Genomic DNA, 23,835 nt, shown 5'->3' with positions numbered 1-23,835 from the left:
TGATTGGCCCTTTCGGGGCGCATTTTGGACTCCCCATAGTGGCGTCCAGTGCCGGAGAACGGCAAGCACTGCACCGAGAAGAGGTCCACCCGATGGCGGTCTCCCTGTCCCTGTCCACCTCCCCGGTCCGCACCGGACTGCCCCGCCGCCTCTCCCAGCTCGCCGTCGGCCTGGTGCTGTACGGCGTCTCGATGGGCCTGGTGCTGCGCTCCTCGCTCGGCGGCAACCCGTGGGACGTCCTCCACCAGGGCCTGGCCCGGCACGCCCCCCTCAGCGTCGGCACCTGGGTGACGCTGGTCGGCGCGCTGGTCCTGCTGCTGTGGATCCCGCTGCGCCAGAAGCCCGGTGTCGGCACCGTCGGCAACGTGCTCGTCCTCGGCGCCGCCATGGACGCCACCCTCTCCCTCGTCCCGCACCCGCACGCCCTGGCCGTCCGCGTCCCGCTGCTCGTCGCCGGCATCGTCCTCAACGCCCTCGCCACCGGCCTCTACATCGGCGCCCGGCTCGGCCCCGGCCCCCGCGACGGCCTGATGACCGGCCTGCACCGGCGCACCGGCCGTTCCGTCCGGCTGATCCGCACCTGCATCGAGTTGACCGTCCTGGCCGCGGGCACCGCCCTCGGCGGCACCTTCGGCGTCGGGACGGTCGCGTACGCGCTGGCCATCGGCCCGCTGGTGCAGTTCTTCCTGCCCCGGCTCACCGTGCCCGGCGGGACGGCCCGCCCCTAGGGACGGGGCCGGGGCCGGGGCCCGGCGGGGCCGCCACTCAGGTGTGAAACCGGGGGCGGTCGTCGCAAAGCGACGGTGGAACCTCGTAAGGTCGTCTCCGTGTTGGACGAGATGCGGATACGGGATCTGGGTGTCATCGACGATGCGGTGGTCGAACTCGCCCCCGGCTTCACCGCCGTCACCGGCGAGACCGGCGCGGGGAAGACCATGGTGGTGACCAGCCTGGGCCTGTTGCTCGGCGGCCGGGCCGACCCGGCGCTGGTGCGCAACGGCTCCGAACGGGCCGTGGTGGAGGGGCGGTTGACGCTCGACCCGGCCTCGCCGGTGGTCGCGCGGGCGCTGGAGGCCGGGGCGGAGCTGGACGACGGCGAGCTGCTGGTCAGCCGCACCGTCTCCGCCGAGGGCCGCTCCCGGGCGCACGTCGGCGGCCGGTCGGTGCCGGTCGGGCTGCTCGCCGAGCTCGGCGAGGACCTGGTCGCCGTGCACGGCCAGACCGACCAGCAGCGCCTGCTGCGCCCCTCCCGGCAGCGCGGCGCGCTGGACCGGTACGCGGGCGAGGCCGTCGCCGAGCCGCTGGCCCGCTACCGCGAGGTGTACCGGGAGCTGCGGGAGGTCTCCGCGACGCTGGAGGAGCTGACCACCCGGGCCCGCGAGCGCGCCCAGGAGGCCGACCTGCTGCGCTTCGGCCTGGAGGAGGTCGCCGCCGCCGAACCGGTCGTCGGGGAGGACGCCGAGCTGGCCGTCGAGGCCGAGCGGCTCGGCCACGCCGACGCGCTCTCCTCCGCCGCGACCCTCGCGCACGCCGCCCTCGCGGGCGACCCGGCCGACCCGGAGGCCGTCGACGCGGGCACCCTGCTCGCCCAGGCCCGCCGCGCCGTCGACGCCGTCCGCCACCACGACGAGCGCCTGGCCGCGCTCGCCGACCGGCTCGGCGAGTGCGGCTACCTGCTCGCCGACGTCGCCGGGGACCTCGCCGGGTACGCCGACGACCTGGACGCCGACCCGGTCCGGCTGGCCGCCGTCGAGGACCGCCGGGCCGTCCTGTCCCACCTGGTGCGCAAGTACGCGGGCAGCGAGGGCACCCTCGCCGAGGTGGTCGCCTGGGCCGAGACCGGCTCGGTGCGGCTGCTGGAGCTCGACGGCGACGACGAGCGGATCGACGAACTCGGCGCCCGGGAGACCGAGTTGCGCGCCCGGCTGGCCGACCTGGCGGCCGAGGTCTCCCGGGCCAGGCACGCCGCCGCCGACAAGTTCGCCGCCGCGGTCTCCGACGAGCTCGCCGAACTCGCCATGCCGCACGCCCGGGTGACCTTCGCGATCAGCCAGGTCGACGACCTGGCGGGCATCGACCTGGAGGGCCGCAGCGTCGCCTACGGCGCGCACGGCGTCGACGAGGTCGAGGTGCTGCTCGCCCCGCACCCCGGCGCCCAGCCCCGCCCGATCGCCAAGGGCGCCTCCGGCGGCGAGCTGTCGCGCGTCATGCTGGCCGTCGAAGTGGTGTTCGCGGGCGCCGACCCCGTGCCCACCTACCTGTTCGACGAGGTCGACGCGGGCGTCGGCGGCAAGGCCGCGGTCGAGATCGGCCGCCGGCTGGCCAAACTCGCCCGCAGCGCCCAGGTCGTGGTGGTCACCCACCTCCCGCAGGTCGCCGCGTTCGCGGACCGGCACCTGGTGGTGGAGAAGACCAACGACGGCACCGTCACCCGCAGCGGCGTCAAGACGCTCGACGACGAGCAGCGGGTGCGCGAACTGTCCCGGATGCTCGCCGGGTTGGAGGACTCCGAACTCGGCCGGGCCCACGCCGAGGAGCTGCTGGCGGCCGCCCGCACCGCCCGGGCCCGCTGACCGCACGGCGGCCCGGCACCGCCGCGGGCGACGCGCCCGCGGCGGTGCCGACTGTCCAAGAGGCGGACGGACCTGGCATGGTGGCGAGCGGACACCAGCTGACAACGAGTCGGAGCGAGACAGACGTGGAGCATTCCGCCGCCCGGGCCGCCGCGGCCCCCCAGTTGCACGTGGTGCTGGTCCTGGCCGCCGCGACCGGCGGCATCGGCGCCCACGTGCGCTCCCTGACCCGGGGCCTGGTCGCGCACGGCGTCGCGGTCACGGTCTGCGCGCCGGAGGGCACCGACCGGCTGTTCGGGTTCTCCGCGGCCGGGGCCCGCCTGCACACCGTCGACATCACCCCGACCTCCGGCGCCCGCAGCGACGCCACCGCGATCGGCGAGCTGCGCCGCGCCTTCACCGGCGCCGACGTCGTGCACGCCCATGGCCTGCGGGCCGGGCTGCTGTCCGACCTGGCGCTGCGCACCGCGGGCCGCTTCCCCGGCATCCGCCCCGAGACGCCGCTGGTGGTCACCTCGCACCACGCGCTGCTCGCCACCGGCCTGGAACGCCGCCTGCAGCGCCTGATGGAGCGCCGGGTGGTCCGGGCCGCCGACCTGGTCCTCGGCGCCTCCTCCGACCTGGTCGCCCGGGCCCGCGAGCTCGGCGCCACCGACGCCCGCCTCGGCCCGGTCGCCGCCCCGCCGATGCCGCCCGGCACCCTGGACCGGGACGCCGCCCGCAAGGCGCTGTCCGGCGGCGACGACGGCCGCCCGGTGGTGCTGGCGATCGGCCGGCTCGTCCCGCAGAAGTGCTTCGCGCTGCTGCTCGACGCCGTCCCGCACTTCGCCCCGCCCGGCGGCCCCGCCCCGCGCGTCCTGCTGGCCGGGGACGGCCCCGAGCGGCAGGGCCTGCGCGAGCGGGCCGCCGCCGAGCAGCTGCCCGTCGAGCTGCTCGGCTACCGCGCCGACATCCCCGACCTGCTGGCCGCCGCCGACCTGGTGGTGCTCTCCTCCCGCTGGGAGGCCCGTTCGCTGGTCGCTCAGGAGGCGATGCGCGCGGGCGTCCCGGTGGTGGCCACCGCGGTGGGCGGGGTGCCCGAACTGGTCGGCGACGCCGCCGTGCTGGTGCCCTTCGCCGACCCGCGGGCGCTGGGCGGCGCCGTCCGCGCCCTGCTGGCCGACCCGGAGCGGCGGGCCGCGCTCGCCGCGGCGGGCCGGGCCCAGGCCGGCACCTGGCCGGACGAGGCGGCGACCGTCGCCCAGGTGCTGTCCATCTACGACGAGCTGGTGCAGCGCCGGGGCTGAGCCGCCGCCGTCAGCCCGAGGACAGGTTGAGGCCGCCCGCCGCGGTCAGCCGCAGCGCGGTGTCGATCAGCGGGACGTGGCTGAACGCCTGCGGGAAGTTGCCGACCTGGCGGCGGGCCCGCGGGTCCCACTCCTCGGCGAGCAGCCCGACGTCGTTGCGCAGCGCCAGCAGCCGCTCGAACAGCTCGCGGGCCTCGCCGACCCGGCCGATCATCGCCAGGTCGTCGGCCAGCCAGAACGAGCAGGCCAGGAACGCCCCTTCGTGCCCGGACAGCCCGTCGACGTTGTTGCCGTCCTCGTCGTGGGTCGGGTAGCGCAGCACGAACCCGTCCTCCGTGGCGAGTTCGCGCTGGATCGCCTCGATGGTGCCGATGACGCGCTTGTCGTCCGGCGGCAGGAAGCCGACCTGCGGGATCAGCAGCAGCGAGGCGTCCAGCTCCTGGCCGCCGTAGTACTGGGTGAAGGTGTTGCGCTGCGGGTCGTAGCCGCGGGCGCACACGTCGGCGTGGATCTCGGCGCGCAGCGCCGTCCAGCGCTCGACCAGGCCGGGCGGCGGCTCCTCGGCCTGGGCCAGCAGCTTCAGGGTGCGGTCGACGGCGACCCAGGCCATCACCTTGGAGTGCACGAAGTGCCGGCGCGGCCCGCGGACCTCCCAGATGCCCTCGTCCGGGTTGCGCCAGTGCTCCTCCAGGTACTCGATCAGGCGCAGCTGCAGCTGGTGGGCGTGGTCGTGCCGGGACAGGCCGGACATGGTGGCCAGGTGCAGCGCCTCGACGACCTCGCCGTACACGTCGAGCTGGAGCTGCCCGGCGGCGCCGTTGCCGACCCGGACGGGGCGGGAGCCCTCGTAGCCGGGCAGCCAGTCGAGCTCGGACTCGGTGAGTTCGCGCTCCCCGGCGATGCCGTACATGATCTGCAGGTTCTCCGGGTCGCCCGCCACCGCGCGCAGCAGCCACTCGCGCCAGGCCCGGGCCTCCTCGCGGTAGCCGGTGCGCAGCAGCGAGGAGAGGGTGATCGCGGCGTCGCGCAGCCAGGTGTAGCGGTAGTCCCAGTTGCGCTCGCCGCCGAGGTCCTCGGGCAGCGAGGTGGTCGGGGCGGCGACGATGCCGCCGGTCGGGGCGTAGGTGAGCGCCTTGAGGGTGATCAGCGAGCGGACCACGGCCTCCCGGTAGGGGCCCTGGTAGGTGCACTGGGCGACCCAGTCGCGCCAGAACCGCTCGGTGGAGGCGAGCGCGCCCTCGGCGTCCGGCGGGGCGGGGGCCGGCTCGTGCGAGGCCTTCCAGGTCAGCCCGAAGGCGATCCGCTCGCCCGCGGCGACGGTGAAGTCCGCGTACGTGGTCAGGTCGCGCCCGTAGGTCTCGGCCCGGCCGTCCAGCCACACCGAGTCGGGCCCGGCGACGGCGACGGTGCGCTGCCCGACCTCGGGGTGCTCGACCCGGTGCACCCAGGGGACGATCCGGCCGTAGCTGAAGCGCATCCGCACCGCCGAGCGCATCCGGACGGTGCCGGCCACGCCCTCGACGATCCGGATCATCTGCGGCACGTCGGGCGTGCCGAGCAGGTGGCGCGGCGGCATGAAGTCGACGACCCGGACGGTGCCGTCCTGGGTGTCCCACTCCTGCTCCAGCACCAGCGAGTCGCCCCGGTAGCGGCGCCGGTCGCAGGGCACCGCGGGCGCGGCGGCGGTGACCGGCGGGATCCGCAGCTCCCCGGTGTCCAGCAGGGCCGAACGGGGTTCGGGCGCGGGCGGCGGCGTCTCGACCGGCACGGCCGGGCCGATCCGCCAGAAGCCGTGCTCGTCGGTGCCCAGCAGCCCCGCGAACACCGCGGGGGAGTCGAAGCGGGGCAGGCACAGCCAGTCGACCGCGCCGTCCCGGCTGACCAGCGCGGCGGTCTGCATGTCCCCGATCAGCGCGTAGTCCTCGATGCGACCGGCCATGGTTCTCCGTTCCGTGCGGGCCCCGCGGCGGACGGTGCGCACAGGGTCGGGCGAGGATGTCGACGTTTGAGCAGAATACGTGGATTCGAGTGGTTCGGTCGCCCGCACGCGCCCCCGGCGCCCGCCCGCGCGCGCCGCGCACCGGGTCGGGAAACCGCGCCCGAGCGGCCCCGATGCGCCGACCGGCCGACCCGCGGGGGGCCGGTGCACCCGGACGCGGGCGAGCACTCGCCGGGGCACTGATACGCTGGTATCCCGTGGAACTGGTGGGAACGAGGGCCGGGAGCCCCTCCACCGGCGTCACCCTCCGACACGCGACCCACGGGAGCCCCCTCTTGGCACAGCCCCATTCCGGCAAGTCGGCCAACGGCCGTGCCGTGACGACCAAGCACCTCTTCGTCACCGGGGGTGTCGCCTCTTCGCTCGGCAAGGGGCTCACCGCCTCCAGCCTGGGTGCCCTGCTCAAGGCCCGCGGCCTGCGGGTGACGATGCAGAAGCTCGACCCGTACCTCAACGTGGACCCGGGCACCATGAACCCGTTCCAGCACGGTGAGGTCTTCGTCACGGACGACGGCGCCGAGACCGACCTCGACATCGGCCACTACGAGCGCTTCCTCGACACCAACCTGCACGGTTCGGCGAACGTCACCACCGGCCAGGTCTACTCCACCGTGATCGCCAAGGAGCGGCGCGGCGAGTACCTCGGCGACACCGTCCAGGTCATCCCGCACATCACCAACGAGATCAAGTCCCGGATCCGCCGGATGGCGACCGAGGACGTCGACGTGGTCATCACCGAGGTCGGCGGCACCGTCGGCGACATCGAGTCGCTGCCGTTCCTGGAGGCCGTCCGCCAGGTCCGCCACGAGGTCGGCCGGGACAACGTCTTCTTCGTGCACGTCTCGCTGCTGCCCTACATCGGCCCGTCCGGCGAGCTGAAGACCAAGCCCACCCAGCACTCGGTGGCCGCGCTGCGCAACATCGGCATCCAGCCCGACGCGATCGTGCTGCGCGCCGACCGCGAGGTGCCGCAGGCCATCAAGCGCAAGATCTCGCTGATGTGCGACGTCGACGAGGAGGCCGTGGTCGCCGCGATCGACGCCAAGTCGATCTACGACATCCCCAAGGTGCTGCACGGCGAGGGCCTGGACGCGTACGTGGTGCGCCGCCTGGACCTGGCGTTCCGCGACGTGGACTGGACGGTCTGGGACGACCTGCTGCGCCGCGTCCACGAGCCGCAGCACGAGGTCAAGGTCGCCCTGGTCGGCAAGTACATCGACCTGCCGGACGCCTACCTCTCGGTCACCGAGGCGCTGCGGGCCGGCGGCTTCGCCAACAACGCCCGGGTCCACATCAAGTGGGTCGCCTCGGACGACTGCGAGACCCCCGAGGGCGCGCAGGAGCAGCTCGGCGACGTCGACGCGGTCTGCATCCCCGGCGGCTTCGGCGACCGCGGCGTGGACGGCAAGGTCGCCGCGATCACCTACGCCCGCGAGAACGGGGTGCCGCTGCTGGGCCTGTGCCTGGGCCTGCAGTGCGTGGTCATCGAGGCCGCCCGCAACCTGGCCGGCCTGCCGGAGGCCAACTCCACCGAGTTCGACTCCGCCGCGAAGTACCCGGTCGTCTCGACCATGGCCGAGCAGCTGGCCATCGTCGACGGCAAGGGCGACCTGGGCGGCACCATGCGCCTGGGCCTGTACCCGGCGAAGCTCGCCGAGGGCTCCATCGTGCGCGAGGTCTACGGCGGCGAGCAGTACGTCGAGGAGCGCCACCGCCACCGCTACGAGGTCAACAACGCCTACCGCGCCGACCTGGAGAAGACCGGCCTGCAGTTCTCCGGCCTCTCCCCGAAGGGCGACCTGGTCGAGTACGTCGAGTACCCGCGCGAGGTCCACCCCTACCTGGTCGCCACCCAGGCCCACCCCGAGCTGAAGTCCCGCCCGACCCGCCCGCACCCGCTGTTCGCGGGCCTGGTCGCGGCCGCGATCGACCGCAAGGTCGGCTGAGGGCCTCCGTGGAGTGACCGAACGCCCGCCGGGATCCTCCCGGCGGGCGCTTCGGCGTGTCGCGGGGCGGGCGTCCGGTAGATTGTGTCTATCTGACGAGAAGGGGTGGTGCCCGGTGGCCGGGATTCACGACGTGGCCGAGGAGTGGGACGTCCGGGACGGGAGCACGCCCTTCCGGGGCAAGGTGACCGGCGTGCGCAGCGAGCAGGTCAAGATGCCCGACGGCGAGTGGGCGCAGCGCGACTACCAGCTGCACCCCGGATCGGTCGCGGTGCTCGCGGTCGACGAGGAGGGCCGGGTCCTGACCCTGCGCCAGTACCGGCACCCCGTCCGGCACCGGCTCTGGGAGCTCCCGGCGGGGCTGCTCGACGTCCCCGGCGAGAACCCGCTGCACGCGGCGCAGCGGGAGCTCTTCGAGGAGGCCCACTGCAAGGCCGGGCGGTGGCGCGTCCTGGTCGACTTCTACACCTCGCCCGGCGGCAGCGACGAGGCCGTGCGGATCTTCCTCGCCACCGACCTCTCCGAGGCGGACGGCGACCGCTACGAGGCGCACGGCGAGGAGCTGGAGATCGAGGCGGCCTGGGTGCCGCGGGAGGAGCTCGTCCGGCTGGTCCTGGCGGGCGACCTCCACAACCCGACCCTGGTCACCGGCGTCCTGGCGCTCAGCGCCGTCGGCGGCGACCTCGACGCGCTCCGGCCCGCGGACGCGCAGTGGCCGGCCCGGCCGTACTGAGGAGGCGCCGGCGGGACGCGCACCGGCGGGAAGCGCACCGACAGGGGCGCGGGGGACTGCGCGCGGCGGGAGTCGCACGTCAGCGTGGTCGCGAGATGGTGCAAGCGCTCGTCCTGCGTCGCGATCTGGCTGTGCGTGCTCGGCTGGCCGCGCAGTTCCCCGCGCCCCTGGTTCCGCCTCGGCGCAGCAGGTTTCCCCGCGCCCCTGTCGGTGCGCTCCCTCGCTTCCCCAAGTTGCGCCAGCAAGGTGATTCGGCTGTTGGTCGTACCGGGGCGTCCCGGCGGGGCGGGGTGGGCGAACTACGCTTCGCGGACAGGGCCCGGTGGGCGGGTCCGGGGTGCGGGGCGACGGGTCGGGAGTGGCGCGGGTGGCGAGGAAGACGGCGGCGGTGGCCGAGGCGGCCGGGATCTTCGACGTGCTGCCCGCGGGTGCCCGGCCGTTCGCCGGGCGGGGCGGGGAGCTGGCGGCGCTGACCGTCGCGGCGGGACGGCCCGCCCAGGGCAGGGGGAGGCTGCTGGTGCTGGCGGGGCGGCCGGGTTCGGGCCGCACCGCGCTGGCGGTGCGGTGGGCGAGGTCGGTGGCCGGGGACTACCCGGACGGGCTGCTGTACGCGCGGATGTCGGCGCCGGACGGGCGCCGGACGGGGGCCGGGCGGGCGGCCCGGGTGCTGCTGGACCAGCTGGGGGAGCGGCCGGGGGCGGCGCTGCTGCCGGGCGCGGCGGAGGAGGACCCGGCGTGCGAGGCGCTGCGCGAGGCGCTCGGGCAGCGCCGGGCGCTGGTGCTGCTGGACGACGTCAAGGACGCCGGGCAGGTGTGGCCGCTGCTGGCGGAGAAGACCTCCTCGCTGCTGCTGGCGACCACCTCGGGGCCGCTGACGGGCATCGACGGGATCGACCCGGTCATCCTCGGCGGGATGGACCACCGGGCGGCGGTCGAGCTGCTGGGCGAACTCGTCGGCGGGACGCGGATCTCCTGCGACCCGGTGGGCGCCGCGGACCTCGCCGAGGCGTGCGCCAACCGTCCGGCCGCGCTGCGGCTGGTCGCGGGCTGGCTGCGCACCGAGCCCCGGCTGGCGGTGACCGACGCGGCGGCCCGGCTGCACGCCGTCCCGCCGCCCGCGCCGGTGGTGGTGGAGGGGCCGGTGAAGCCGGCCGACCCGGAGCGGGAGACCGTGCCGGTGGTGGAGGGCGACCCGCTGCGCGGGGCGTTCGAGCTGGCGTACCGGCGGCTGCCCGCGGCCCGGGCGCGGCTGCTGCGGCTGTGCACGCTGGCGCCGGGCCAGCAGGTGGACCTGCGCACCGCGTCCGCGCTGGTGGGCTGCCCGGCGCCGGAGGCGGGGGCCTCGCTGGCGGCGCTGGCCGAGCTGGAGCTGCTGGAGCGCGAGCCGGACGCCGCGGACGGCACCGAGCGCTACCGCGTCCCGGGGCGGCTGCACGGGCGGCTGGTGGAGCTGCGCGGCGAGGTGGACCGGCCGTCCGAGGTGGAGCTGGCCCGGGCCCGGCTGCTGGAGCGGCTGGTGCGGCTGGTCGACTCGGCCCGGCTGCTGCTGGACCCGGCGGCGCCCCCCAACCCGGACCCGCTGCCGGGGCCGCTGCGGCTGCGCACCGCCGCGCACGCCGAGGGCTGGCTGCTGGGGGAGCGCGAGCAGCTGCTGGCCGCGGCCGCCGAGGCGGTCGGGCAGGGCGACCTGGACGGTTCGGCGGGCCGCCTGGTGACCGCCCTGCTGCGCGCCCTGCCGCTGACCGGCGAGGCCGCGCCCGCGGACCTGCACGCCCTGCACGAGTCGGTGCTGAAGGTCGCCGAGCGGCAGGCCGACCCGCGCCGGGCCGCGGCCGCGCTGCTGAACCTGGGCGACCTGCAGGCCGCCGCCGGACGGTGGCCGCAGGCGGGCGGGCGCTACCGCCGGGCGGTGGACCTGGCCCGGAAGGCGGGCGACGAGGCGGGCTGCGCCCGGGCCCTGGAGGGCGTGGGGCACGGCCACCGGGCGCTCGGCGACCCGCTGCGCGCCGCCGACGCGTACGGGCGGGCGCTGGTGCTGCGGCAGGAGCTGGGCGACCAGCCGGCCGAGGCCCGGCTGCTGGTGCGCCTCGCCGAGGCGCACACCGGGCTGCGGCGCTTCGAGGAGGCGCTGCGGGAGTACCGCTCGGCGGCGGCGGTGCTGCGCCGGACGGGCGACGCGGCGGGCGAGCGGGAGGTCGCGGCGCTGTCGGCGCGGCTGCAGCAGCACCTCGGCCGGGAGGGCCTGCGTCCGCTTTCGGAGTAGTGTCGTATGTGCGGAGTTCGCCCCGCAATGTGGCCTCGGAACGCTTGCAAGCCTACGAACCTGCCAATGGGTCCGACTGATTTGGTCACTTTGGAAGGCTGACACGCCGACTTGGCTTCATTACACTCGAACTCAGTCGCGCATAGATCTATGCACCGGCATGTCCGTTGTGCCCTCCGTGTGCGTCGCCGCCGGTCTTCCCCGGTAGGTATTCCCCATGGCAAGAGGACGTGTTAGCCGTGAAGGTCGGCATCCCCCGCGAGGTCAAGAACCACGAGTACCGCGTGGCCATCACGCCCGCCGGCGTGCATGAGCTGGTCCGCAACGGACACGAGGTCGTCATCGAGGACAACGCCGGTGTCGGCTCCTCGATCCCCAACGAGGAGTACGTGGCCGCCGGTGCGACCATCCTCCCCACCGCCGACGAGGTGTGGGCCGCGGCCGACATGATCCTCAAGGTCAAGGAGCCCATCGCCTCCGAGTACCACCGGCTGCGCAAGGGCCAGACCCTCTTCACCTACCTGCACCTGGCCGCCGACCGGGCCGGCACCGACGCGCTGCTCGCCTCCGGCACCACCGCGATCGCCTACGAGACGGTGCAGCTGCCGGGCGGCGCGCTGCCGCTGCTCGCCCCGATGTCCGAGGTCGCGGGCCGGCTGGCCCCGCAGGTCGGCTCCTACCACCTGATGCGCCCGGCGGGCGGCCGCGGCGTGCTGCCCGGCGGCGTGCCCGGCACCCACCCGGCCAAGGCGGTCGTCATCGGCGGCGGCGTCTCCGGCTGGCACGCGGCCACCATCGCCGTCGGCATGGGCTACGACGTGACCCTGCTCGACCGCGACATCAACAAGCTGCGCGAGGCCGACAAGGTCTTCGGCACCAAGGTCAAGGCGATCGTCTCCAACGCCTTCGAGCTGGAGAAGGCCGTCGTCGAGGCCGACCTGGTGATCGGCGCCGTGCTGATCCCGGGCGCCAAGGCCCCCAAGCTGGTCACCAACGAGCTGGTCGCCAAGATGAAGCCGGGCTCCGTGCTCGTCGACATCGCCATCGACCAGGGCGGCTGCTTCGAGGACTCGCACCCCACCACGCACGCCGAGCCGACCTTCCAGGTCCACGGCTCGGTCTTCTACTGCGTGGCCAACATGCCGGGCGCCGTCCCGAACACCTCCACCTACGCGCTCACCAACGCGACCATGCCGTACGTGGTCGAGCTGGCGAACCGGGGCTGGAAGGAGGCGCTGCGCCGCGACGCCGCGCTCGCCAAGGGCCTGAACGTGCACGAGGGCCAGATCACCTTCCCGGCCGTCGCCGAGGCCTTCGGCCTGGAGTCGGTCCCGCTGGCGACCGTGCTCGCCTGACGCCCCCTCACCCGCTGTCGCCCCCGGCCGTCCTTCCCCTTCGCGCCGGGGGCTTCGGCATGCCCGCGCGGGCGGGCGGGTAGCCCCCGGGTGACCAGCGCCGGTCAATTCCGGTGCGCTCCGTCACCCGCTCTGTCGACAAGGACACCTGACGGGCCCTCACGGCCCGGCGCCCGCGCGGAAACGTTAGGGTCGTGTCTTGACACGGGGTGGGTGAACGGCCGACACAAGCGGCCCACTACCGTGGATTGTGTTGCTGCGAATGCCCGAAACGGCCTAGAGTCGCAAACCGTTGGCATGCTGCCACGCTGACGAATCGACATAGAGTCCTGGACGTCCAAGGAGGTAAGACGACTTGTGAATGAGTCGACATTTGCTCCCGGGGGTGGTCAGCCAGGACTGGCGGAGCTCTCCGCCGGGCAGCCGAACGAGGAGGCCCGGCAGGCCACGGTGGGTGCGCAGGAGGTCGGCTCGGTCGCGGTCCGCACCTTCGAGGCGCGCCAGAGCGCGGCGGCCGCCGCCACCGACTACGACGCCGACTTCGCGGCGTACGGACTGGCCTACAGCGAGCTCGGCTACGGGCCCTACGACGACCCGGACGCCGAGTACGAGCCCGACCCCGAGTACGCCGCCACCCTGGCCCCCGACGCGGCCCGCCAGCGCCGCGAGCGGGTCGGCCCGACCGGCCGCCCGCTGCCGTACTTCCCGATCCCCGCGCCGCTCGCCGAGCACGGCCCCGCGCAGATCATCGCGATGTGCAACCAGAAGGGCGGCGTCGGCAAGACCACCTCCACCATCAACCTGGGCGCGGCGCTCGCCGAGTACGGCCGCCGGGTGCTGCTGGTGGACTTCGACCCGCAGGGCGCGCTCTCGGTCGGCCTCGGCGTCAACCCGATGGAGCTGGACGTCACCGTCTACAACCTGCTCATGGAGCGGGGCCTGACGGCCGACGAGGTGCTGCTGAAGACCGCCATCCCCGGCATGGACCTGCTGCCGTCCAACATCGACTTGTCGGCCGCCGAGGTGCAGCTGGTCAGCGAGGTCGCCCGCGAGTCGGCGCTGGCCCGCGCGCTCAAGCCGCTGCTGCCCGACTACGACTACGTCATCATCGACTGCCAGCCCTCGCTGGGCCTGCTCACCGTCAACGCGCTGACCGCGGCCCACAGCGTCATCGTCCCGCTGGAGTGCGAGTTCTTCGCGCTGCGCGGCGTCGCGCTGCTCACCGAGACGATCGAGAAGGTCTGCGAGCGGCTCAACCCCGACCTGCGCCTGGACGGCATCCTGGCGACCATGTACGACTCCCGCACGGTGCACTCGCGCGAGGTGCTGGCCCGGGTCGTCGAGGCGTTCGGCGAGCACGTCTTCCACACCGTCATCGGGCGGACCGTCAGGTTCCCGGAGACCACCGTGGCCGGCGAGCCGATCACCACCTACGCCACCAACTCGGTCGGCGCCGCCGCCTACCGCCAGCTCGCCAGGGAGGTGCTCGACCGGTGCCGCCCCGCCGAGTGAGCCTTCCGGGGGCGGACGAACTGTTCCGGTCAACCGGCGGAATGGCCCTGTCGCCCTCGCTCGCCCGCAACGGCAACGGCTCCGGCAGCGCCCCCGGCCCCGGCCCCGCGAACGGCCCCGCCCCCGCCGGGCAGGAGCCCCCCGGGGACGGCCAGGGCGCCGCCCCCGCGCCGCGCACCGCCGACGTGCCGGCCGCCAGGCCGGAAGCCGCCCCGGCGGCCCCTGCGGGGCGCGCGGAGGACCCCGCAGAGGCCCGCAGGCCGGCCCCGGCCACGGTGCGCGGCCGCGGACGGGCCCGGCGGCCCTCCGGACGGGAGCGGCACGACGAGAAGATCACCGTGTACGTGTCCGCCGAGGAACTGATGGACCTGGAGCACGCCCGCCTGGTGCTGCGCGGCGAGCACGGCCTCGCCGTCGACCGCGGACGGGTCGTCCGCGAGGCGATCTCGGTGGTCCTGGCGGACCTGGAGCAGCGCGGCGAGGCGTCGATCCTCGTGCGGAGGCTGCGCGGCCGCTGAGGGCCGCCGCGGGGCCGCCGCCGCCGGGGTTCCGGCGGCGGTTTCTGACACAATGGTCCGTTATGGCGTTCCAGGTCCGGTTGGAGAACTTCGAGGGGCCGTTCGACCTGCTGCTCGGACTGATCGCCAAGCACAAGCTGGACGTCACCGAGGTGGCGCTGTCGCGCGTCACCGACGAGTTCGTCGCGCACATCAGGGCGATGGGCCCCGAGTGGGACCTGGACGCGGCGACCGAGTTCCTGGTGGTCGCGGCGACGCTGCTGGACCTCAAGGCGGCCCGGCTGCTGCCGGTCGCCGAGGTCGAGGACGAGGAGGACCTGGCGCTGCTGGAGGCGCGCGACCTGCTGTTCGCGCGGCTGCTGCAGTACCGGGCGTACAAGAGGGTCGCGGCGCTGTTCGCCGGGCGCTGGGAGGACGAGGCGCTGCGCCGGCCGCGGACGGTCGGGCTGGAGCCGCAGCACGCGCTGCTGCTGCCCGAGGTGGTGCTGGCGGTCGGCCCGGAGCGGTTCGCACAGCTCGCCGCCAGGGCGTTCGCCCCCAAGCCGGAGCCGGTGGTGTACGTCGACCACGTCCACGCGCCGCCGGTGAGCGTGCGCGAGCAGGCCGCGCTGGTGGCGCGGCGGCTGGGCGAGCTCGGCGAGGCCACCTTCGGGCAGCTGGTCGCGGACGCGGAGAGCGCGCTGGTGGTGGTGGCCCGGTTCCTGGCGCTGCTGGAGCTGTACCGGGAGCGGGCGCTGGACTTCGAGCAGCCGCAGGCCCTGGAGGAGCTGCTGGTGCGCTGGACCGCCGCCTCCGGGCAGCGGGTCGAGGTGACCGACGAGTTCGACCGCCCGGCGGGCGGGGAAGGCGGTGCGCGATGACGGAGCGGCCCGCGAGGAGGGCCCTGGGCCTGCCGGGCGCCCCCCGGCCCGGCGAGTGGCAGGAGTCGGCGTACCCGGACGGGGAGCGGGTCGAACCGGTGGAGCGCGTCCTGGCACCGCCCCGCGGGCCCGCGGACGGGCCCCCGGGCGAGCTGCCGCTGCGGGCGGCGCTGGAGGCGGTGCTGATGGTCGCCGACGAGCCGGTCGCGGAGGCCAGGCTGGCCGGGGTGCTGGACGCCACCAGGGACGAAGTCGCCGCAGTGCTGCGGGAGTTGGCGGTCGAGTACACTGCGCAGGGGCGCGGCTTCGAGCTCCGGCAGGTGGCCGGCGGATGGCGGTTCTACAGCCGCGCGGAGTGTGCGGCGGCCGTCGAGCGCTTCGTCCTGGACGGCCAGCAGGCCCGGCTGACGCAGGCCGCGCTGGAGGCGCTGGCGGTCGTCGCGTACCGGCAGCCGGTGTCGCGCGGGAGGGTTTCCGCGGTCCGTGGTGTGAACTGCGACGGCGTGGTGCGTACCCTGGTACAGCGAGGACTGGTCGAAGAAGCCGGCACCGAGCCCGAGACCGGAGCGATCCTGTATCGGACGACGAACTACTTCCTGGAACGGATGGGGCTGCGCGGCCTGGACGAGCTGCCGGAGCTCGCGCCCTTCCTGCCCGAGGTCGACGACGTGGAAGCGGAGTCCCTGGAGGGCACGATGATCGCGCAGGCGGTCGCCGCCGCACAGGAAGGGCCGAGGCCGAACCAGGCCGACCAGACGGATATCGACGTACGGACATTTTGATGCGTAGCAGTGGCAACGGTGGCAACGGCAGGAACAGCGGCGGCCAGGGCCGGGGCGGGCAGGGCGGCCGAGGCGGCCAGCAGGGCGGGGGCCGGGGCGGATCGTCGTCCTACGGCAGCGGCGGCCAGGGCGGCGGCCAGGGCGGCCGCGGCGGGCAGTCCTCGCGCGGCGGGTCGGGCTCCTCGTACGGCGGCGGGCAGGGCGGCCGCGGCGGCTCCGGCTCCTCGTACGGTGGCGGCTCCGGCCGCGGCGGGTCGGGCTCCGGCTCGGGCTCGTACGGCCGCGGCGGGTCGGGCTCCGGCTCGGGCTCGGGTTCGTACGGGCGCGGCGGCGAGCGGCGCGAGGAGCGGCGGCAGCCGCGTCCGGAGGAGCGCAGGTACGACCGGCCCGAGTACGGCGGCGGGCCGAACGCGACGCCCGGGCGCGGGGCGTTCGACTCCCGCAAGCCCGGGGCGGCGCCCCGGCCGCGGCGGGAGGGGCAGGGCGCGCCCGGCGACCCGCGGCGCCAGCCGCAGCGCTCCCGGGAGCTGCAGGGCCGGATCGAGGACCGGGTGCTGGCCCGGCACGAGGGCCCCGGCAAGGAGGTCGGCGAGGACGGCGAGCGCCTGCAGAAGGTGCTGGCGCGGGCCGGCATGGGCAGCCGCCGGGCCTGCGAGGAGCTGATCGCGCAGGGCCGCGTCGACGTCAACGGCGAGACCGTGCTGGAGCAGGGCCGCCGGGTCGACCCGATGAACGACGAGATCAAGGTGGACGGCCTGACCGTCGCCACCCAGTCGTACCTGTTCTTCGCGCTGAACAAGCCGGCCGGCGTGGTCTCCACCATGGAGGACCCCGAGGGGCGGCAGTGCCTGGGCGACTACGTGACCAACCGGGAGACCCGGCTGTTCCACGTCGGCCGCCTGGACACCGAGACCGAGGGCCTGATCCTGCTCACCAACCACGGCGAGCTGGCCCACCGCCTCACCCACCCCAAGTACGGCGTCACCAAGACCTACCTGGCCGCGATCCAGGGCCCGCTGCCGCGCGACCTCGGCAGGACCCTCGCCAAGGGCGTCGAGCTGGAGGACGGCTGGGCCCGCGCCGACAGCTTCAAGGTCATCTCCAACCTCGGCAAGAACTACCTGGTCGAGGTGACCCTGCACGAGGGCCGCAAGCACATCGTGCGCCGCCTGCTGGCCGAGGTCGGCTTCCCGGTCGAGAGGCTGGTGCGCACCGCGTTCGGCCCGATCTCGCTGGGCGACCAGAAGTCGGGCTGGCTGCGCCGCCTGACCAACCCTGAGGTCGGCACCCTGATGCGCGAGGTCGGCCTGTAGCAGCCGCCCCCCCGGAGCCCGTCCGCCGCACGTCCGGCGGACGGGCTCCGGTGCGTGTGCGGAGGGTCTTTGCCCGCTCTTGACCTGTGAGGCGCACCGCACGGCCTTGCTATCGTTCCGCCCGGTGGCAGAAGATTGCCACCGAAGTTCGCCCCGGCGCGTGGCGGAAGTGCGCCACCGCGTCAGGCCACAGGGCGGCGGGGGAAGGAACCACCACCATGCTGGACGCATTCACCGTGCTGGGCCTCGGCCTGACCGACGGCCAGGTGTACGCCGCGCTGGTCGTCGCGCCGCAGTCCACCGCCGAGGAACTGGCGGAGCACTGCGGACTGACCCTGGAGCAGTGCCGCGAGGCCCTGGACCGGCTCGCCGAGCAGGGCATGGCCACCCGCGCCCCGGTCGACCGGGAGCGCTACCTGTCGGTCGCCCCCGACGTCGCCATCGGCACCCTGATCGGCCATCGCGAGGCCGAACTGCGCTCCGCCCGCGCCGAGATGCACCGGCTGATGGACGCCTTCCGCGAGGCCTCCCGGTACACCGACCCGGCGCACTCGGTCGAGGTGCTCACCGGCGGCGAGGCCATCGCCCAGCGGCTGGAGCACCTGATCGAGTCCAGCCAGTACCAGATCCGCGGCTTCGACTGCCCGCCCTACGTGCAGGACCCCACGGTCGAGCAGCCCCGGCAGCGGGCCAAGCTCAAGTCCGGGGTGCGGATCCGCACCGTCTTCGACAAGGAGGCGATCGCCTGGCCCGGGCGGCTGGAGCAGGAGATCCTCACCGGCGTCGAGGACGGCGAGGAGGCCCGGGTCCGCCCGGTGCTGCCGATGAAGATGATGATGGCCGACGACAAGATGGCGATCATCCCGATCAGCGTCGGCGACAGCGTCCTGGACGCCGCCTACGTGATCCACCCCTCCGCGCTGCTGCAGGCCCTGGACGCGCTGTTCGAGGCCGAGTGGGAGCGCGCCGTGCCGCTGCAGACCGTCCTCGGCGACGGCGAGGGCCCCGGGCCGGACGCCGACCACCTCAAACTGCTCGGCCTGCTCGCCGCCGGGCTCACCGACGAGTCGATCGCCCGCTCGCTCGGCTGGAGCGCCCGCACCACCCAGCGCCGCCTGCAGGGCCTGATGCGCGAACTCGGCGCCACCACCCGCTTCCAGGCCGGCATGGCCGCCCGCGAGCGCGGCTGGCTCTGAGCCCACCGCCCCGCGGGCCGGGGACGGGCGGGCGCGGACGGGGGCGGACGGGGAGGACGTGCCGGTGGGCACGCGGCGCAGCCGGGTGGTGCCGGGGGCGGAGCCCGCGGCCCCGGCGGGGCGGGGCGGGGCTCTGGGGCCCCGCGGGTCAGCTCCAGGGGCGCAGGGTCGCCCAGCGCCCGTCCGGGCCGCGTTCCAGCTTCTCCAGGCCCAGCACGGCCGTCCGGTTCAGCCGCCCGTAGATGTGCGGGAACAGCGCCCCCTCGGTGGCGCCCGGAGGCGGCCCGCCGGTGGCCGCCTCCCACTTCACCATCGGCTCGACCAGCCGCTCCTCGATCAGCAGCGCCATCAGCGGCTCCGGCGCGTCGCGGAAGAACAGGTTGGCCACCGCCAGCGCCGTCGGCTCGTCCGGCGAGCAGTGCAGGAAGCCCTCGGTCAGCAGGGACGCGGCGGTGTACGGCCGGCCCGGGTCGCGCAGCCAGTCGTCCAGCGGGGCGAGATGGTAGATCATGGGTCTTTTGTACCCCCCTCGGGCCGGGACGCAGGGCCAAGGGCGCGGCTCAAAGGCCCGCCACCTTCGCCGTCGCCGCGATCTCGTACACCAGCGTCACCGTCCGGCGGCCGCCCGGCGGCAGCGGGACCTCCCAGCGGGCGATGCCGTCCGCGTCCAGCTCGTCCGGCGGCGGCGAGCAGTGCTCCTTGCGCAGCCGCACCTGGACCGCCGACACCTCCGAGACCGGGATCCGCTCGCGGACCGTCACGACCCGCTCGGCGTCCTCGCCCGGGGCGGAGAAGCGCGACAGGTGCAGGCGCACCGTGCGGGTCACCAGCGTCCGCTGCCCGGCCAGGCCCGCGCCCTCGCGGCGCTCGTCCGCCTCCCGGACCACCCGGAGCCCGTCCGAGGAACCGAAGGCCAGGCGCACCGGGGCGCCCGCCGCCGCGAACTCCAGCGCGCCCCGGCCGGTGTAGCCCGAACCGCGCACCAGGTCGACCGGGCCCGCCAGCAGGACGTGGCCCGCCGCGTTGCGGAAGGACACCACCTCCGTGACCGCCTCCGACAGCTCCGGCGCCGCCGCGAACTCGCTGCGCGCCGCCGTCTCGAACGCGCTCACCGGCACCCGGTGCGCCCGGCCGTCCGCGGCCACCGACACCGGGCCGTCCACCCGCAGCACCCGCACCTCGCCGCCGTCGTCCACGCCCGGCAGGCCCGGCTCCAGCGGGCCGACGTCGGAGACCGCCTGCTCGCGCAGCTCCACCTCCACCGTCTTCTTCTCCTGCGCCGAGCGCTCCCGCAGCACCAGCCGGTCCTCGACCAGCGCCGGGGGCTCGCCCGCCAGTGCCGAACGCGCCGTCGACAGCGTCAACCGCACCCCCGACCAGTCCTCGCCGGTGCGCTGCCACACCACCGCGTCGCTCTCCAGCCGCAGCGTGCCGCCCACCAGCTCCGCCCGGTACGCCGGACGCCACAGCGCGCACGCCGTCAGGTGGCCCACCCGGGCCAGGAACCGGCCCGGCTCGGTGCACTCCACCGACAGCTCCACGAACGCCAGCAGTTCGGCCGGCTCCCGCTCCGCGAGGTCCAGCGCCGCCTCGGCCCGCGCCAGCTCCGCCGCCAGCTCCGCCGAGCGCAGCCGCGAGGCCCGCAGCCGCTCGCCGCACGCGTCGCGCTCCGCGTCCACCCGGTCCAGCTCGCGCGACCAGCGGGCCTGCTCCAGCTCGCCGCAGCCCGCGCCCTCGCCGATCTCCCGCAGCAGGTCCGCCGCCAGCTGGCCCAGCAGCGCCAGCCGTGCCTGCAGCCGCTCCTGCCGGGCGGACTCGGCCAGGTGCTCGCGCTCCAGGCCGTGCACCCGGCGGCGCAGCTCCGAATCGTCCGGCCCCGGCGGCCCCGGCGCCGTCGGCTGCCAGGACCGCACCAGCCGCACGTCCAGCACCTTCGCCGCGCCCGTCGGCGCACCCGCCCCGTCCAGCACCGCCGCGTGCAGCGTGCGGTCCACCGCCAGCGCCGTCACCGGGCCCAGCCGCAGCCGGTGCACGCCCGGCGACAGCTCCAGCTGCGCCGTCCGCTCCAGCTGCGCCCGGTCCTCCAGGCACGTCACCGCGGTCACCGGGAGGGGAAAAGTCTCCTCGTACACGTTCAACTCCTCCGATTCCCGCCGACCACGGCCTTGCCGGCCGGGATCCGGACCACGTAACCGCCCGTCAGCTCCACCGAACCACCCGGCGGCACCACCACCCGCCGCAGCCGCGCCGAGGAGGGCACCTGCGCGGACGGCTCCGCGGGCGGCGACCAGCCCGGCCGCTCCTCGATCCGCACCTCCGCGTCGCCCGGCACCGGGACCCGCTCGCGGACCTCCACCGACGCCTCGTGCGGCAGCCGGTTCACCAGCTCGATCCGCACTGCGTGGTCCAGCACCGTCGTCGAGTTCAGCACCCCCGACGTCGACTCCCGCACCTCGGCGTGCCGCGCCACCCGCAGCTCCTCCGCCCGGCCCAGGCCCAACTCCCGCACTCCGCCCGGCGCCAGCGTCGGCAGCCCCGCCGTCAGCAGGAAGTCACCGTCCACCGACACCTCCACCGGACCGGCCAGCAGCGCGTGCGCCGTCGCGTTCGACACCTCCAGCACCGCGTACACCGCCTCCTCCACCGACGGCACGCACACGTAGCTCGTGCGCACCCCCACCGGCAGCTCCGCCACCGCCACCGTGTGCCACACCCCGTCCGAGGGCACGTGCGCGGGCGCCTGCGCGTCGAAACGGTGGTCGAACGAGCCCGCGGACGCCCGCGGCCACGAGCCGAACCGCGGCAGCGGCAACCGGCCCACCTCCTCCGCCCCGCGCAGCGCACCGCCCGGACGGGACGGCGACGCCTCCGGGAACAGCCGGCCCCGGCGCCGCGGCTCCTGCTCCGGGCCCGCCAGCACCAGCGCCGCGTAGTCCAACTGGTCGGCCGACGGACGCGGGTCCGGCGGCAACGGGGGCGGCGGCGCGGCCTCCGCCGACGGGGCGAACGCCGCGCTGCGCGGCGCGGCCGAACCGTACGCCGCACCCGGCGGCACCGGGCCCGGCGGCGGGGGCGGCGGAGCGGCCGCGGGCGCCCCCGGCATCGGCGCCGGGGCGGGCGCCCCGAGCAACGGCGGGGCCTGCGGCACGAACGGCGCACCCGGCGCGCCGCCCGCCCCGCCCGCTGGACGGGCACCGCCCGGACGGGCCGCCCGCGCGACCGGCTTCGCCGGGCCCGCGGACGCCGCCGCGGGCAGCGGCGGCGCCGCCGGTTTCGACCGCTGCGCGTCCTCCCAACCGTCGAACAGCCCCGCCAGGCCCGCCGGCTGCGCCCGCCACCCCGACGGCGCGGGCACCGCCTGGCGGCGGCCGATCCGCAGCGACGCCAGCTCCGGCAGCCCGCCGGAGCCCACCAGGCTCGCCGTCGACAGCGCCAGCCGCACCCCCGACCAGTCCTCGCCCGTCCGCTGCGCCACCGACGCCCGCAGCACCAGCCGCGCCGAACGCTCGCCCCGGCGGTGCGCCAACTGGTACGTCGGCACCCACACCGCGCCCGGCACCGCGTACTCCACCTCCAGCTCCACCGGGCCCTCGCCGCGCACCGTCAGCTCCGCGCACGCCCCGGCCTCCACCCCGCCCGGCCGCTCGGCGTTCGACCCGGCCCGCACCCGGGCCGCCGCCACCGCGAAGGCGTGCTCCGCCAGCCGCAGCTCCTGGGCCAGCTCCACCGCCCGCTCCTGCAGCGCCTCCAGCCGGGCGTCCACGAACTCGGCCAGCGCCAGCACCGCGTCCGCCGGGGCCCGCCGGTGCCCGTCCTCCCGGCGCCGCTGCGGCGGCACCGCGCGCAGCGCCACCACCTCGGCGATCCGCGCGTCCAGCCGCTCCCGGCGCTCCTCCAGTACCTCGACCTCCGCCTGGAGCTCGGTCAACTCCCGCTCCCAGGACGGGCGTTCGTCCGGCGTGCGGACCCGCGCCGGGTACCCCATCCGGGCCTCCGCGACCTGCGCCGCACCCGACAGCACCCGCACCCGCAGCGAGCCCTCCCCGGCCAGCCGCGGCAGCCCCGCCACCCGCACCCGGCCGTCCGCCGGGAGCACGCCCGCCGCCCGGCGGCGGCACACCGCGCCCACCGCGTGCACCACCACCGAGTCCAACCTCGACTCCCACACCGCCCGCTGCCCCGCCACCTGGCCCCCTTCGCCGCCGGTCCGCTCCCCGGACCCGGGCGCCCAGTCTGCACCCAACCCCCGTCACCGCACCCGGATTTCCGCTGCGCGTCGGCCCCGCAGCGCAGCCGGGCGGTGTGCGCGGGGGAGCGCGCGTACGAGAGGATGGGCCCAGCAGACGCGAACCGCACCCGGGAGACGAGAAGCCGCCATGCGCACAGCCGCCGTCATCGGCACCGGACTGATCGGCACCTCCGCCGCGCTCGCCCTCACCCGCCGCGGGATAAGCGTCCACCTCGAGGACGCCGACGCCGACGCCGCCCGCACCGCAGCCTCGCTCGGCGCGGGCACCACCGAACCCGCCGAGGGCCCCGTCGACCTCGCCGTCATCGCCGTCCCCCCGGCCCTGGTCGGCAAGGTCCTCGCGGACTGCCAGCGGCGCGGCCTCGCCCGCTGCTACACCGACGTCGCCAGCGTCAAGGCCGGACCGCGCGGCGAGATCACCGCCCTCGGGCTCGACACCGCCCACTACATCGGCTCCCACCCGATGGCCGGACGCGAACGCTCCGGGCCGCTCGCCGCCACCGCCGACCTCTTCGAGGGCCGGCCCTGGGTGCTCACCCCCACCGCCGACACCGACACCGAGACGCTCAACGCCGCGCTCGAACTCGTCGCCCTGTGCGGGGCCATGCCCATCGTCATGGACGCCGCCGACCACGACCGGGCCGTCGCCCTCGTCTCGCACGCCCCGCAACTGCTCTCCTCGCTCGTCGCCGCCCGCCTGGAGCACGCCGAGGAGACCGCCGTCCGGCTCTCCGGCCAGGGCGTGCGCGACGTCACCCGCATCGCCGCCTCCAACCCCGCGATGTGGATCGACATCCTCTCCGCGAACGCGGGCGTCGTCGCCGACGTCCTCGACGACCTCGCGGCGGACCTCGCGGAGACCGTCAGCGCGCTGCGGGCCCTGCAGGCCGCGGACGAGAGCACCCGGCGGGAGGGTGCGGCGGGCATCGAGGCCGTCATGCGACGCGGCAACACCGGCCAGGCCCGCATCCCCGGCAAGCACGGCGCACCGCCCACCCGCTACGAGACCGTCACCGTCGTCCTCGGCGACCAGCCCGGCGAACTCGGCCGCCTCTTCGGCGAGGTCGGCGCGCTCGGGGTCAACATCGAGGACGTGACGATCGAGCACTCGACGGGGCAGCAGGTCGGCCACGTGCAACTCGCTGTCGCTCCGGCGATGGCGCGGGGGTTGGCGGCGGGGTTGCGGGAGCGGGGGTGGGGGGTGCGGGAGTAGGCGGGGGATGCCGCTGCGCGGGGCTGGGGGTGGGGGG

18 protein-coding genes are annotated in these 23,835 nt (G+C 75.5%); 14 read left to right on the top strand and 4 right to left on the bottom strand.

Features of this window, described 5'->3' with window-relative positions; genetic code table 11:
- The first annotated feature begins 92 nt into the window (after nucleotides 1–92).
- The 3 genes from OO57_RS29030 (at nucleotide 93) to OO57_RS29020 (ending at nucleotide 3,859) form a co-directional block, all read left to right on the top strand.
- The gene (locus OO57_RS29030) at nucleotides 93–728 is read left to right on the top strand and encodes a YczE/YyaS/YitT family protein (protein WP_051778376.1); all 636 of its coding nucleotides are present in this window, start codon (nucleotides 93–95) and stop codon (nucleotides 726–728) included.
- A gap of 111 nt (nucleotides 729–839) precedes the next feature.
- Entirely contained in the window at nucleotides 840–2,573 is a 1,734-nt protein-coding gene (gene recN / locus OO57_RS29025) for a DNA repair protein RecN (RefSeq protein WP_081974038.1), read from the top strand.
- Between the two features lie 125 nt (nucleotides 2,574–2,698).
- Nucleotides 2,699–3,859 (top strand): glycosyltransferase family 4 protein, encoded by a 1,161-nt coding sequence (locus OO57_RS29020; RefSeq protein WP_051778375.1) that lies wholly within the window; start codon nucleotides 2,699–2,701, stop codon nucleotides 3,857–3,859.
- Between the two features lie 10 nt (nucleotides 3,860–3,869).
- Here OO57_RS29020 and OO57_RS29015 read toward each other — a convergent pair whose 3' ends face one another.
- Complete coding sequence (locus tag OO57_RS29015) at nucleotides 3,870–5,798, bottom strand: glycoside hydrolase family 15 protein (RefSeq protein WP_033255669.1); 1,929 nt, start codon at nucleotides 5,796–5,798, stop codon at nucleotides 3,870–3,872.
- 377 nt (nucleotides 5,799–6,175) lie between these two features.
- Here OO57_RS29015 and OO57_RS29010 point away from each other — a divergent pair, with 377 nt between their 5' ends.
- The 10 genes from OO57_RS29010 (at nucleotide 6,176) to OO57_RS28965 (ending at nucleotide 18,336) form a co-directional block, all read left to right on the top strand.
- Nucleotides 6,176–7,804 (top strand): CTP synthase, encoded by a 1,629-nt coding sequence (locus tag OO57_RS29010; protein WP_033255681.1) that lies wholly within the window; start codon nucleotides 6,176–6,178, stop codon nucleotides 7,802–7,804.
- Nucleotides 7,805–7,919: 115 nt separating this feature from the next.
- Complete coding sequence (locus OO57_RS29005; RefSeq protein ID WP_033255668.1) at nucleotides 7,920–8,537, top strand: NUDIX domain-containing protein; 618 nt, start codon at nucleotides 7,920–7,922, stop codon at nucleotides 8,535–8,537.
- Nucleotides 8,538–8,904: 367 nt separating this feature from the next.
- Nucleotides 8,905–10,800, top strand: coding sequence for a tetratricopeptide repeat protein (locus OO57_RS29000; RefSeq protein ID WP_158715259.1), 1,896 nt, complete (start codon nucleotides 8,905–8,907; stop codon nucleotides 10,798–10,800).
- A 239-nt stretch (nucleotides 10,801–11,039) separates the two neighbouring features.
- Complete coding sequence (ald, locus tag OO57_RS28995) at nucleotides 11,040–12,155, top strand: alanine dehydrogenase (protein ID WP_033255667.1); 1,116 nt, start codon at nucleotides 11,040–11,042, stop codon at nucleotides 12,153–12,155.
- Nucleotides 12,156–12,605: 450 nt separating this feature from the next.
- On the top strand, nucleotides 12,606–13,667 hold the full coding sequence (locus OO57_RS46995; RefSeq protein ID WP_033221523.1) for a ParA family protein: 1,062 nt from the start codon (nucleotides 12,606–12,608) through the stop codon (nucleotides 13,665–13,667).
- Between the two features lie 41 nt (nucleotides 13,668–13,708).
- Entirely contained in the window at nucleotides 13,709–14,185 is a 477-nt protein-coding gene (locus OO57_RS28985) for a hypothetical protein (protein WP_051778373.1), read from the top strand.
- A gap of 62 nt (nucleotides 14,186–14,247) precedes the next feature.
- Complete coding sequence (locus OO57_RS28980) at nucleotides 14,248–15,045, top strand: segregation and condensation protein A (protein ID WP_033255665.1); 798 nt, start codon at nucleotides 14,248–14,250, stop codon at nucleotides 15,043–15,045.
- Nucleotides 15,042–15,827: an SMC-Scp complex subunit ScpB gene (scpB, locus tag OO57_RS28975; RefSeq protein WP_051778372.1), complete on the top strand. Its 786-nt coding sequence runs from the start codon at nucleotides 15,042–15,044 to the stop codon at nucleotides 15,825–15,827. The genes OO57_RS28980 and scpB overlap by 4 nt, the downstream gene beginning before the upstream one ends.
- A complete protein-coding gene (locus OO57_RS28970) occupies nucleotides 15,827–17,140 on the top strand; it encodes a pseudouridine synthase (RefSeq protein WP_033255664.1) in 1,314 nt (437 codons plus the stop codon). Before scpB ends, OO57_RS28970 begins: the two co-directional genes overlap by 1 nt.
- Nucleotides 17,141–17,358: 218 nt before the next feature.
- On the top strand, nucleotides 17,359–18,336 hold the full coding sequence (locus OO57_RS28965) for a helix-turn-helix domain-containing protein (protein ID WP_033255663.1): 978 nt from the start codon (nucleotides 17,359–17,361) through the stop codon (nucleotides 18,334–18,336).
- 148 nt (nucleotides 18,337–18,484) lie between these two features.
- On the opposite strand, the gene OO57_RS28960 is transcribed toward OO57_RS28965, so the two are convergent.
- The 3 genes from OO57_RS28960 to OO57_RS28950 are packed head-to-tail and all read right to left on the bottom strand — an operon-like array spanning nucleotide 18,485 to nucleotide 22,522.
- Nucleotides 18,485–18,847 (bottom strand): DUF952 domain-containing protein, encoded by a 363-nt coding sequence (locus OO57_RS28960; protein ID WP_033255662.1) that lies wholly within the window; start codon nucleotides 18,845–18,847, stop codon nucleotides 18,485–18,487.
- A gap of 49 nt (nucleotides 18,848–18,896) precedes the next feature.
- Nucleotides 18,897–20,474 carry a DUF4139 domain-containing protein gene (locus OO57_RS28955; RefSeq protein WP_033255661.1) on the bottom strand — a complete coding sequence of 526 codons (1,578 nt, stop codon included), beginning with the start codon at nucleotides 20,472–20,474 and terminating at the stop codon, nucleotides 18,897–18,899.
- Nucleotides 20,471–22,522: a DUF4139 domain-containing protein gene (locus OO57_RS28950; RefSeq protein ID WP_234337549.1), complete on the bottom strand. Its 2,052-nt coding sequence runs from the start codon at nucleotides 22,520–22,522 to the stop codon at nucleotides 20,471–20,473. The genes OO57_RS28955 and OO57_RS28950 overlap by 4 nt, the downstream gene beginning before the upstream one ends.
- Before the next feature lie 190 nt (nucleotides 22,523–22,712).
- Between OO57_RS28950 and OO57_RS28945 the strand changes: the two genes are divergently transcribed.
- Nucleotides 22,713–23,798, top strand: coding sequence for a prephenate dehydrogenase (locus OO57_RS28945; protein WP_033255659.1), 1,086 nt, complete (start codon nucleotides 22,713–22,715; stop codon nucleotides 23,796–23,798).
- Nucleotides 23,799–23,835 lie beyond the last annotated feature (37 nt).

The sequence above is a fragment of the Kitasatospora phosalacinea genome (assembly GCF_000717185.1).
Lineage (GTDB): Bacteria > Actinomycetota > Actinomycetes > Streptomycetales > Streptomycetaceae > Kitasatospora > Kitasatospora phosalacinea_A.
This window is presented reverse-complemented; position numbering and strand designations above follow the sequence as displayed.